An 11666-nucleotide genomic window follows, 5' to 3' on the forward strand; every position below is an offset into this window, starting at 1 on the left:
GGCGGCGGTCGTTATCCCTTTGTCCCGGTACCGTCGGCGACCGGCCGGGCCGCGTCGGAGGCGGACTTGACGCCCCGGTCGAGCAGCGAGTCCAGGATCTCGCCGACCCGTATCGCGGTGTTGGACAGCAGGGAGGTCGTGATGCCGTGCGTGTGCTCCGTGCCGCCCTGGAGATAGATGCCGCAGCGCAGCGAGGGGTCGGTCGACACGCGGTAGTCGCGCTCGACGCGGACGCGGCCCTCGTCGTCGCGCAGGCAGCGGTCGGCGACCTCGCCGAGCAGGCCGAGGGGATCGGCGGGGCTGTAACCGGTGGCGAACACCACGACATCGGCGTCCAGTTGTGCCTCCTCACCCGTCACCAGGGACTTCACGGTGGCGCGTACGCCGTCGGGCGTCTCCGCCACACCACTGAGCCGGGACACGTTGAGGAAGCGCAGCCGTTCGGTGCCCAGGACCTTCTCCTGGTACATCTGCCGGTACAGGTCGTCGATCAGGTCGATGTCCACCACGGAGTAGTTGGTGTTGCCGTGGTAGGCCATCAGCCGGCTCTTGACGCTGTCGGGCGCGCTGAAGTAGTCGTCGACCGCCCCGGGGTCGAAGATCCGGTTGGCGAAGCTGCTGTCGTCGGCGGGGCTGTAGCCGTAGCGGGAGAAGACCGCGCAGACCTCGGCCCCGGGGAAGCGGCGGTGCAGGTACGCGACGTTCTCCGCGGCGCTCTGTCCGGCGCCCACGACCACGAACCGCTGGGGCGAGGCGCCCTCGATCCCGTCGACCTTGTGCAGCAGATCGGAGTTGTGCCAGACGCGGTCACCGCGCTCGACGCCCGCGGGCATGAGGGGGCGCAGCCCGGTGCCGATGACGAGGTTGCGGGCCCGGTGGACCTCCAGCCCCTCCTCCGAGCGGACGGTCACGTCCAGGTACTCCACAACACCGTCGTGGACGAAGGGCGTGACGGAGACGACCTCGTGGCCGTAGGAGACCATGTCGTCGACCTTGGCCGCGGCCCACTCGAAGTAGTCGTGGAACTCCACCCGCAGCGGGAAGAGGTTCTTGTGGTTGATGAAGTCGATCAGCCGGCCCCTGCTCTGCAGATAGCAGAGGAAGCTGAACTCGCTGGCCGGGTTCCGGAGCGTCACCAGGTCCTTGAGGAAGGAGACCTGCATGGTCGCGTCGTCGATCAGCATGCCGCGGTGCCAGCCGAATCCGGGCTGCTGCTCGAAGAAGTGAGCGGTGACCGGCTCCTGCCTGCCGACGCCTGAGTTGTGCTCGCTCAGCGCGATCGCCATGGCCACATTGGAGGGGCCGAAGCCGATCCCGATCAGGTCGTGGACCAGTGGTGCGTCGCCAGGAAGAACCTGTGACATGTCACTCCCATCGTGCGGGAAAGTCGCCTGTCAGGCGTAGGGAAGGTACGAGAGGCGGGCACGCCGACGGAGCCGCCCACCAAACTTAGGTGAGCCTAAGCTAATCATGCGGGGTTGTCGATAGGGCAATCCGGCACCGAAGCACTGACGGACCGTCAATCGAGGCCCGAAATCCCCCTGTTGCAAACTAAGGTAAGCCTTGCTTTACTTGCTGCCGGTCTATCCCTGCCCTGAGGAGGAACCCCATGCGGGTCGTCATGTTCGGTTACCAGACCTGGGGCCACCGCACCCTGCAAGCCCTCCTGGACTCCGAGCACCAGGTGGTTCTGGTCGTGACGCACCCCAAGAGCGAGCACGCGTACGAGAAGATCTGGAGCGACTCCGTCGCCGATCTCGCCGAGGAGCACGGCGTCCCGGTGCTGATCCGCAACCGCCCCGACGACGAAGAGCTGTTCGAGCGCCTCAAGGCGGCCGACCCGGACATCATCGTGGCCAACAACTGGCGGACGTGGATCCCGCCGCGGATCTTCGGCCTCCCGCGCCACGGCACACTGAACGTGCACGATTCACTGCTGCCGAAGTACGCCGGCTTCTCCCCGCTCATCTGGGCCCTGATCAACGGCGAGTCCGAAGTGGGCGTCACCGCGCACATGATGGACGACGAGCTCGACGCCGGCGACATCGTCCGTCAGGAGGCGGTCCCGGTCGGTCCGGCGGACACCGCCACCGACCTCTTCCACAAGACCGTCGGCCTCATCGCCCCGGTCACCATCGGCGCACTCGACCTGATCGCCGGCGGGCAGACGGAGTTCACCGAGCAGGACCGCTCCCTGGCGAGCTTCTTCCACAAGCGGTCCGCCGAGGACATCCGCATCGACTGGAACTGGCCGGCCCAGGACCTCGAACGTCTGGTCCGCGCCCAGTCCGAGCCGTACCCCAGCGCCTTCACGTACCACAGGGGCAGGCGCCTGGAGGTCCTCGCCGCGGTGGTGTCCCAGAACCGCTACGGCGGCACGCCCGGCCGCATCTTCTACCGCGAGGGCGAAGGCGTGGTGATCGTCGCCGGAGCCGACGCCCGCACCGGCCGCAACCACGGCCTGGCCGTCACGCGCGTACGCACCGAGGACGGCCGGGAGATGCCCGCGACGGAGTACTTCACCTCCATGGGCGGCTATCTGACCGGCCGCCCCTGACGCACCGTCGGCCCCGTGGTCCCGGGCGACCCCCTGACCCTGCCGGGACCGGTCGGGTCAGGGGGTCGCGGCGGACACGACGTAGACGACGGGGTTCATCGGATCGGTCATGTTCACCATGATGTCCTGGGTGGGCCTGGGGTTCTTGTTGGTGTGCCGGGCACCCGCCCATTCGACCCCGGGGCCGAAGGTCCAGCCCGAGATCTTCTGGTCGCGGTCGCCGATGGTCACCTTGCCGGTCTCCAGGTCGGAGCGCCCGCTGCCCATCCGGCCGAGGAAGCGGTCCAGCCCGGCGGAGGTGGTGCGGAACTCCACGTACAGCCGGCTGGCCTTCCAGTTGTTGGTCTCGTAGTACTGCACGTCCAGGGAGTTGCCGGGCATCGGCAGCTCGAAGATCCGGCGCTGCATCCGGGACGGCCAGCCCTCCCGGAGCCCCTGCGCGGAGGCCTCGGCCTCCTTGTTCTGACCGGCGCGGCGGCTCTGTCCGGCGGAGATCAGCAGATAGCCGGCCGGGATGCCGATGAGCAGCACGATGATGGTCGCCGTGATCAGCCGGCGGCGGATCATCCGGCGCCGGTCCTGCGGCGGCCGGCCGTCGTCGGGCGGCGAGGACTGACGCGGCAGGACGGGGTGCTCGGCGGCGGTCATGTGTCTGGGATCCCTAGGAGGTGCGGGTGCTGCGCGTATTACGGATGGTGCTCGCGGCCTGGTCGTAGATCTGGGCGTACCGCTCGTACCGCTCGACGCGGCGGCGGTTGGTACGGCGGAATCTGCGGGCCACCAGCCGGGCCAGGTCCGCGGCGCCGACCATACCCGCCTCCGGGCCGAGCTGTGCCTTGGCGATCCGGGCCTCGGGCCGGTAGCCGCGGCCGGTGAGATGGCGTTTGAAGGCGTCCCTGGCGGGGCCGATGAGCAGGTCGTCGGCGGCGCTGACACCGCCCCCGATGACGAAGCAGGAGGGGTCGAGCGCGGCGGCCAGGTTGGCGATGCCCACGCCGAGCCACTGGCCGATGTCCTGGAGGAGCTCGACGCACATCGCGTCGCCCTCGCGGGCCAGTTCGGTGATGAGCGGCCCGGTGATGTCGGGGATGTTGCCCTTGACCCGCTCGATGATTCCGTGGGCCACCGGGGAGTCCGCGGCGGCCAGCTCCTTGGCCTCCCGGACGAGCGCGTTGCCGGAGCTGTACTGCTCCCAGCAGCCGCGGTTCCCGCACGGGCAGCGGTGGCCGCCGGGCACCACCTGCATGTGGCCGAACTCACCGGCGACGCCGTACTTGCCGCGCTTGACCTGGCCGTCCTCCAGGATCGCGCCGCCGATGCCGGTGCCGAGCGTGATCATGACGAGATGGTCCTCGCCGCGGCCGGCCCCGAAGCGCCACTCGGCCCAGGCGGCGGTGTTGGCGTCGTTGTCGACCATGACGGGGACGACGAGGCGGGAGGCGAGGGCGTCGCGCAGGGGTTCGTCGCGCCAGGCGAGGTGCGGGGCGAAGAGCACCTTGGAGCGGTCCGCGTCGACCCAGCCGGCCGCGCCGATCCCGACGGCGTGCACATCGTGCCGGTCGGAGAGGTCCAGGACCAGCTCGACGATGGTGTCCTCGACGACCTTGGGGCTCTTGGACTTGTCCGGCGTCTCGGTGCGCAGCTGCTCCAGGATGTTGCCGTCCGCGTCGACGACGCCCGCCATCACCTTCGTACCGCCGATGTCGATGCCGACGGTGGGTACCCGCGGCGCCGTGAGGTGCGAGCGCCGCTCCCGGGTGCCCACGGTCCGCAGGACGGTGGCGCGGGCGGAGCCGCGGTGTGTGAAGTCGCGGTACGTGCTCATCGTCCCTGCGGGGTCTGGGGGAGCCGGGGGCGGTGCTCCCGGCGGCGGACTGCGCCCGTCGGCCTCGATTCTGCCACTGCCCGGGCACCGGGGCTGGCGGACCGGTGGGTACGGGGTGGCTGCCGGCCGGTGGCTACTCGGGACTGCCGGGGGCCGGGTGGCCGCCGAGACGGGTCGGTGCGGGGGCTCGTTCCAGCTCGTGGCTGAGCTCCTCCAGCTCGCTGCCGCCCGCCATCTGGCGGGTCAGCTCGTCCAGCGTGACGCTCGCCCTGGTGTGGCTGCCGGACATCGCGCCGCGCTTCAGCAGCACGAAACGGTCACCGACCAGATACGCGTGGTGCGGGTTGTGCGTGATGAGGACCACGCCGAGACCCGCGTCGCGGGCGGCCGCGACGTACTTCAGCACGACCCCGGACTGCTTGACGCCGAGCGCGGCGGTGGGCTCGTCCAGGACGAGGACCTTGGCCCCGAAGTAGACGGCCCGGGCGATGGCGACGCACTGGCGCTCGCCGCCGGAGAGGGTGCCGATCGGCTGGTCGACGTCGCGCAGGTCGATGCCCATGCGCAGCAGCTCGGAGCGGGTGGTCTCGCGCATCAGCTGTACGTCGAGGCGCTTGAAGGGGCCGGAGCCGGTGGTCGGCTCGGAGCCGAGGAAGAAGTTGCGCCAGACCGGCATCAGGGGGACGACGGCCAGGTCCTGGTAGACCGTGGCGATGCCGCGGTCCAGGGCGTCGCGCGGATTGACGAGGGTGGTCTCCTCGCCGTCGATGAGGAAGGTCCCGGCGTCGTGCCGGTGCAGCCCCGCGATGATCTTGATCAGGGTGGACTTGCCGGCGCCGTTGTCGCCGAGCACGCAGGAGATCTCGCCCGCGTGCACCTCCAGCGAGACGTCCGTCAGGGCCTTGATGTTGCCGTAGTACTTGCTGACGTGGTCCAGCTCGACGAGTGCCCGGTGGGGCGCCTCCTGGCCGGCCGGTGCCTTGGGGGCCGTCATTTCGTCGCCTCCGCGCGCTTGCGTACCCATGCGTTGAGCAGGGTGGCCAGGAGCAGCATGGCTCCGAGGAAGAACTTGAACCAGTCCGGGTTCCACTCCGCGTACACGATGCCCTTGCTGGTCATGCCGAAGATGAAGGCACCGACCGCGGAGCCGATCGCGGAGCCGTAGCCGCCGGTGATCAGACAGCCGCCGATGACGGCCGCGATGATGTAGATCAGTTCGTTGCCGACGCCCTCGCCGGACTGCACCACGTCGAACGAGAACAGCAGGTGCTGGCCGGAGACCCAGGCGGCGAAGGCGACCCCGAGGTAGAGCCCGATCTTGGTGCGGATCACGGGGACGCCGACCGCGCGGGCCGCGTCGGCCTCGCCGCCCACGGCGAAGATCCAGTTGCCGAAGCGGGTGCGGAGCAGGATCCAGGTGGCGATCGCAACGAGTACGGCCCACCACAGGATGGTGACCTTGAACTCGACGCCGCCGACGGTCCACTGGGAGGCGAAGACCTTGCGGGCCGAGTCGAAGCCCTCCATGTCCCCGATGGACTTGGTGGACACGGTTCCGCTGATCAGCTTGGTGAAGCCCAGATTGAGGCCGGTCAGCATCAGGAACGTACCGAGCGTGATGATGAAGCTCGGCAGTTTGGTGCGGGTCAGCATGAAGCCGTTGAACGCCCCGACGGCCAGGGTGACCAGCAGTGACACGAAGACGCCGACCCAGACGTTGGCCGTCATCTGATAGCTGAACATCGACGAGATCAGCGCGGAGCTGGTCACCAGCACACCGGCGGAGAGGTCGAACTCGCCGCCGATCATCAGCAGCGCCACCGGTGCGGCCATGATCCCGATCGTCGAGGCCGCGTACAGCACCGTGCCGAGGCTGGAGGCGCGCAGGAAGCTGTCGGCGACGATCGAGAAGAAGATGAAGACGGCCGCGGCACCGACCACCGAGCCGAGTTCGGGGCGGCCGAGCAGCCTGCGCAGCGGTGAGGTGCGCATCAGCCGCTCGTCCGCCCCGGCCGGGGCGGACGGTCCGGCGACCGTGCTCATCGGGTCCCCCGCTTCGTGTACTGGGCGAGTTCGGCGGCGTCCTTCGAGGTGATGATCTGCGGTCCGGTGAGGACCGGGCGGCCGCCACCGAGCACATTGCCGTTGTAGCGGTACAGCCAGAGCAGGTCCACCGCCTCGTACCCCTGGAGGTAGGGCTGCTGGTCGACCGCGAAGCCGAGGGTCTTGTCCGTCAGGGCCGTGGCGACCTTGGCGTTCAGGTCGAAGGTGTCGATCTCGGCCTCGCTGCCCGCGGTCTTCTTCGCCTTGACGGCGGCGTCCGCGAACGGGGCGCCGAGGGTGACGACCGCGTCGATGTTCCTGTCGGCCTGGAGCTTGGCCTCGATGGACGCCTGGACGTCGGGCATGTTGGTGCCCTCGACGTACAGGTTCTGCAGCTGTCCGTGGAAGGTCTTCTTCGCTCCGGCGCAGCGCTGCTCGTGGCCGACATTGCCCTGTTCGTGCAGGATGCAGAGCGCCTTCTTGCGGCCCCGCGCGTTGAGCTCCTCGCCGACCGCCTCGCCCGCGATGGACTCGTCCTGGCCGATGTGGGTCAGCGCGCCGAACCGCTTGGACTCCGCGGAGCCCGAGTTCACCGTGATCACCGGGATTCCGGCCTTGACGGCCTTGGTCACGACGTCCTTCATGGCGTCGGGCTTGGCGAGGGTGACGATCAGCCCGTCGACCTTCTGGTCGATGGCGGCCTGCACGAGCTGGGCCTGCTGCTGCGCCTCGTCGTTGTGCGAGTACAGGAACTTGATGTTGTCCTTGACGGCAGCCTGCTCGGCACCTCGCTGGACGATGTCCCAGAAGGTGTCCCCGTCGCCCGAGTGGGTGACCATGGCGAAGGTCCAGCGGGGCGTGTCCACCGCGGCCCGGCCCTCGGCCGCGGCCCGGGCCGCGCGTTCCTCCGCCCGCTTGCCACCGGTGCTGCTGCATCCCACGAGGGAGACCCCGAGCACCGCCGCAAGCACGGCGCCCATCGCACGTACCCCTGTCCGAACCCTTGCCACGACGCCGTGCCCTTCTTGTGCTGCTGCTTGGAGTGGCCGGCGACGGTGCACACCCGGCCCGGCTGGCCAAGTATCCCCGAGTCGTCGGCGGCGCCGCCCGGCAGGGGCGGGACGCGTGTGTCCGCGTACCGGCGTACAGGACGCCGACGGGGCCGTGCGGGCGTCGTCACCGTACGAGCAGCTGGAAGTCGAAGCTGTAGCGCGAGGCCCGGTAGACGTGGGAGCCGAACTCGACGGCCCGTCCGGTGTCGTCGAAGGTGGTGCGCTCCATCGTCAGCAGGGCGGCACCCTCCGTCTCGGCGAGCCCGGCCGCCTCGTCGGCGGTGGCGAGCCGGGCCCCGACGGTCTGGCGGGCGCTGTGCAGGGTGATCCCGGCGCCGCGCAGCAGCCGGTACAGGCCGGTGGCCTCCAGCCGTGCGGTGTCCAGATCGAGGATCCCGGGCGGCAGGTGGTTGCGCAGCAGGGCCAGCGGCTCGCCGTGGGCGTACCGCAGCCGCTCGACGAGATGTACGCCGGTGCCTTCGGCGACCGCCAGGGCTTCGGCCACCTCCGGGCCGGCGGGCTCGACGGTGTTGCGCAGGACGCGGGTCGTGGGGTGCCCGCCCGCGGCCTCCAGGTCGTCGTAGAGGCTGCTCAGTTCGAGCGGGCGCCGGACCGTGCTGTGCACGACCTGGGTGCCGACGCCGCGGCGGCGGACCATCAGCCCCTTGTCGACCAGCGACTGGATGGCCTGGCGGACCGTGGGCCGGGACAGTCCGAGCCGGGCCGCGAGCTCGATCTCGTTGCCGAGGAGGCTGCCGGGGGCGAGCCGGCCCTCCTCGACAGCCGCTTCCAGCTGCTGGGCCAGCTGGAAGTACAGCGGGATCGGGCTGGTGCGGTCCACGCCGAGTTCAAGTGCGGCGGGGTCGGTGGTGGGTTTGGACACGCGTGGAGGGTAACCCTCGCGTCAGAACCTCCGGTAGTCCGGTCGTCCTGTTGTCCGGACAGCAGGACCAATGAACAAGCCACACATTGTCCGGACATATGGTTGACAGCGCAGGCGCCGGGCGGCACGTTGGGGTCCATGCGTATCGGACTCATCGGCACCGGCCGGATCGGTTCCTTCCACGCGGGCGTGCTGGCCCGCCATCCCGAGGTGGACACCCTGGTGGTGACGGACACCGACGCGGCGCGGGCCGCCGAGGTGGCCCACCGCACCGGCGCGACGGCCGTGCCGGGCATCGCCGAGGTGTTCGGCGCGGGGGTTGACGCGGTGGTGATCGCCTCGGCCACCTCGGCGCACGCGGAGCTGATCGCCCGGGCGGCGCGGGCGGGTGTCCCGGCGTTCTGCGAGAAGCCGATCGCCCTGGACCTGCCGGGGACCCTGGGCGCGCTGCGCGAGGTCGACCGGGCCGGGAGCGTGCTCCAGCTGGGCTTCATGCGCCGGTTCGACGCGGGCTACCGGGCGGCCCGTGCCGCCGTGCGGGCGGGTGCGCTGGGCAGGCTGCACACCGTGCGGGCGGTGACGATGGACCCCGCCCCGCCGCCCGCCGCGTACCTCCCGCTCTCCGGGGGGCTGTACCGGGACTGCCTGGTCCATGACTTCGACATGCTGCGATGGGTGACGGGCCGCGAGGTGACGGAGGTGTACGCCGCCGGGTCGGACGCCGGGCCCGGGATGTTCCGGGCGGCGGGCGACGTCGACACGGCGGCGGTCCTGCTGACCCTCGACGACGGCACCCTGGCCACCGCGGCGGCCACCCGCTGCAACGGTGCCGGTTACGACGTACGGATGGAGCTCGCGGGCGAGCTGGACCAGATCACGGTCGGCCTGGACGGCCGCACACCGGTCACCTCGGCCGAGCCCCAGGGCCCGCCGGCCCCTGCCAGCCCCTGGCCCGGCTTCCTGGAGCGGTTCGCCCCGGCGTACGAGGCCGAACTGGACGCGTTCGTACGGGTGGTGCGGGGCGAGCTGCCCAATCCGTGCGACGGCCGGGAGGCGTGGTTCGCGCTGCTGGTCGCGGAGGCGTGCGAGGTCTCCCGCCGGGAGCGCCGCCCCGTCGCGGTCGCGGAGATCGCCGAGGGCGCGGCGCAGCCCGCCGCCTGACCGGCGACGGGCCGGGCGTCCGGTTCAGGGCGTCCGGTTCGGGAGGACGGCGCCGTCCGCAGGTCGCGTCCGGTCGTGGCGGAGCCCGTCGGCTCACCAGCGGACGGGCAGCCCGCGCACCCCCCGCATCAGCATCCCGGGAATCCAGTCCAGCTCCCCGGCCGCCGCGTCCGGCGTGAGGGAGGGGCACCGCTCCAGCAGGGTACGGATCGCGATCCGTCCCTCCATGCGGGCCAGCGGCGCGCCCACGCAGAAGTGGACGCCGTGGCCGAAGGCCAGGTGCCCCTGGGCGTCGCGGCGGATGTCGAAGGTGTCCGGTTCCGGGTAGCGGCCGCGGTCCCGGTCGGCGCCGGCCAGGGACACCAGGACCGGGGCACCCGCCGGAATGACCCGCTGCCCGATCTCGACCTGCTCCCGGGGATAGCGGAACGTGGCGTTCTCCACCGGGCCGTCGTAGCGCAGCATCTCCTCGACCGCGCCGCCGATCAGTTCCGGGTCGTCCCGCAGGGCCGCCAGCTGGCCGGGGTGGTCGAGCAGCGCCCGTACCCCGTTGGCGATCAGGTTGACCGTGGTCTCGTGTCCGGCGACCAGCAGCAGGAAGGCCATGCCCACCAGTTCGTCGGGCGAGAGACCGTCGCCCTCCTCGTCGCGCGTCCGGACCAGAGCGCCCATCAGGTCGTCGCCGGGCGAGCGGCGCTTGTCCTCGATGAGTTCGCGGAGGTACTCGCTCATGGCGCGCACCGCCTCGAACTCCTGCTCCGGCGAGGCGGGGGTGATGACGCCGTGCGACAGCCGGCGGAAGGCATCGCGGTCCAGGTCCGGGACACCGATCAGCTCGCAGATGACGGTCATCGGCAGCGGGAAGGCGAGCGCGTCGACGAGATCGGCGCGCCCGGCGGGCACCATCGCGTCCAGGAGCTCGTCGGTGATCTGCTGGACGCGCGGTCGCAGGGCCTCGACCCGGCGGGCGGTGAACTCCCGGGCGACGAGCTTGCGCAGCCGGGTGTGGTGGGGTGCGTCCAGCTCCAGCATGTTGAGGAAGATGGGGTCGCTCTCGACGGGTGCGCCCGGCAGGCCACGCCAGTCCTTGGCGAACCGCGGGTCGGCGAGGGTCGCGCGGGCCTCGTCGTATCCCACCACCAGCCAGACCCGCTCGAACTCCTCGGTGCGCACGGTGTGCACCGGGCCCGCGGCGCGCAGCTTCTCGTAGTACGGATACGGGTTCGCGGTGAAGTCCGCGAACGCGGTCAGATCGACATCGACCTCGGCACGGCCACTGGCGTCGGACATGGGATCGCCCCTCCCGGTCTGGCTGCTGCTCGGCCCGGTCGCTCCGGACCCGGCCGGTTCAGCCTATGTCGCCGGCTCCGCGCCGTCGTCGTCGAGCAGGCCCGCGTCGTGGACCAACAGCGCGATCTGGACACGGTTGTTGAAGCCGAACTTGGCCAGGATCCGGGAGACCTGCGTCTTCACGGTCGCCACGCTGAGGTAGAGCGTCGCGGCGATCTCGGCGTTGGAACGGCCGTGCGCGACGGCGACCGCGACCTCGCGTTCCCGCTCGGCGAGCGCGGCGATCCGCTGCCGCGCCCGGCCGGCGCGGTCCGCCCGGTCGTCGCGGAGGCCGGTCCCGGCCGCGCGGGCCATCAGCTGACGTGTCACCGCCGGCGAGAGCACCGGATCGCCGGCCGCGACCCGTCGGACCGAGTCGACGATCTGCGCGGGCGGGGTGTCCTTCAGTACGAATCCGGCCGCCCCGGCACGGATGGCCCGCAGCACCTGTTCGTCGGCGTGGAACGTCGTCAGGACGACGACCTCCGGGGCGTCGGGGCGGGCGCGCAGGGACTCGGTCGCGGTCAGCCCGTCCATGCCCGGCATCCGGATGTCCATCAGCACCACGTCGGGGCGCAGCCGGTCGACGAGCCCCGCGACCTCCGTGCCGTCCGCCCCCTCCCCCACGATGTCGATGTCGTCGGCGCCGCCGAGCATCAGGGCCAGGCCGGCCCGTACGAGCGGGTCGTCATCGACGACGAGCAGCCGGACGGGCCGGGCCGCGGGGTCCATCGGGGTGGGGGCGGTCATGACGACAACCGTAGCCAGCCCCGGACGCCGCACGCGCCGGGATCGTCGTTCCGGGGGCCGGTGCCG

11 protein-coding genes are annotated in these 11666 nt (G+C 71.0%); 2 read left to right on the forward strand and 9 right to left on the reverse strand.

All coding sequences use genetic code 11. The annotated features are described in order from the left end of the window. Window positions 1-11 precede the first annotated feature (11 nt). On the reverse strand, window positions 12-1364 hold the full coding sequence (locus tag AB0D53_RS29250; RefSeq protein WP_362451964.1) for a lysine N(6)-hydroxylase/L-ornithine N(5)-oxygenase family protein: 1353 nt from the start codon (window positions 1362-1364) through the stop codon (window positions 12-14). Between the two features lie 245 nt (window positions 1365-1609). Between AB0D53_RS29250 and AB0D53_RS29255 the strand changes: the two genes are divergently transcribed. After that, window positions 1610-2557, forward strand: a complete 948-nt coding sequence (locus AB0D53_RS29255; RefSeq protein ID WP_362451966.1) for a methionyl-tRNA formyltransferase — start codon at window positions 1610-1612, stop codon at window positions 2555-2557. A 57-nt stretch (window positions 2558-2614) separates the two neighbouring features. On the opposite strand, the gene AB0D53_RS29260 is transcribed toward AB0D53_RS29255, so the two are convergent. From AB0D53_RS29260 to AB0D53_RS29285, 6 genes are all read right to left on the reverse strand, one after another. Next, on the reverse strand, window positions 2615-3205 hold the full coding sequence (locus tag AB0D53_RS29260) for a hypothetical protein (protein ID WP_362451967.1): 591 nt from the start codon (window positions 3203-3205) through the stop codon (window positions 2615-2617). A gap of 13 nt (window positions 3206-3218) precedes the next feature. Further along, window positions 3219-4382 (reverse strand): ROK family glucokinase, encoded by a 1164-nt coding sequence (locus tag AB0D53_RS29265; protein ID WP_093898348.1) that lies wholly within the window; start codon window positions 4380-4382, stop codon window positions 3219-3221. Between the two features lie 133 nt (window positions 4383-4515). After that, the gene (locus AB0D53_RS29270) at window positions 4516-5376 is read right to left on the reverse strand and encodes an ATP-binding cassette domain-containing protein (RefSeq protein ID WP_362451969.1); all 861 of its coding nucleotides are present in this window, start codon (window positions 5374-5376) and stop codon (window positions 4516-4518) included. Further along, entirely contained in the window at window positions 5373-6425 is a 1053-nt protein-coding gene (locus AB0D53_RS29275; protein ID WP_362451970.1) for an ABC transporter permease, read from the reverse strand. The genes AB0D53_RS29270 and AB0D53_RS29275 overlap by 4 nt, the downstream gene beginning before the upstream one ends. Next, the gene (locus tag AB0D53_RS29280; RefSeq protein WP_362451971.1) at window positions 6422-7405 is read right to left on the reverse strand and encodes a sugar ABC transporter substrate-binding protein; all 984 of its coding nucleotides are present in this window, start codon (window positions 7403-7405) and stop codon (window positions 6422-6424) included. Before AB0D53_RS29280 ends, AB0D53_RS29275 begins: the two co-directional genes overlap by 4 nt. 196 nt (window positions 7406-7601) lie before the next feature. After that, window positions 7602-8360, reverse strand: a complete 759-nt coding sequence (locus AB0D53_RS29285; protein ID WP_362451972.1) for a GntR family transcriptional regulator — start codon at window positions 8358-8360, stop codon at window positions 7602-7604. Between the two features lie 138 nt (window positions 8361-8498). Here AB0D53_RS29285 and AB0D53_RS29290 point away from each other — a divergent pair, with 138 nt between their 5' ends. After that, the gene (locus AB0D53_RS29290; RefSeq protein ID WP_362451973.1) at window positions 8499-9521 is read left to right on the forward strand and encodes a Gfo/Idh/MocA family oxidoreductase; all 1023 of its coding nucleotides are present in this window, start codon (window positions 8499-8501) and stop codon (window positions 9519-9521) included. A 93-nt stretch (window positions 9522-9614) separates the two neighbouring features. Here the strand turns inward: AB0D53_RS29290 and AB0D53_RS29295 are convergent, their stop codons facing one another. Continuing rightward, a complete protein-coding gene (locus tag AB0D53_RS29295) occupies window positions 9615-10811 on the reverse strand; it encodes a cytochrome P450 (RefSeq protein WP_362451974.1) in 1197 nt (398 codons plus the stop codon). Between the two features lie 63 nt (window positions 10812-10874). Then, window positions 10875-11600 (reverse strand): response regulator transcription factor, encoded by a 726-nt coding sequence (locus tag AB0D53_RS29300; RefSeq protein WP_362451975.1) that lies wholly within the window; start codon window positions 11598-11600, stop codon window positions 10875-10877. Window positions 11601-11666 lie beyond the last annotated feature (66 nt).

Origin of the sequence: Streptomyces sp. NPDC048295 (assembly GCF_040652135.1) — a bacterium.
GTDB lineage: Bacteria > Actinomycetota > Actinomycetes > Streptomycetales > Streptomycetaceae > Streptomyces.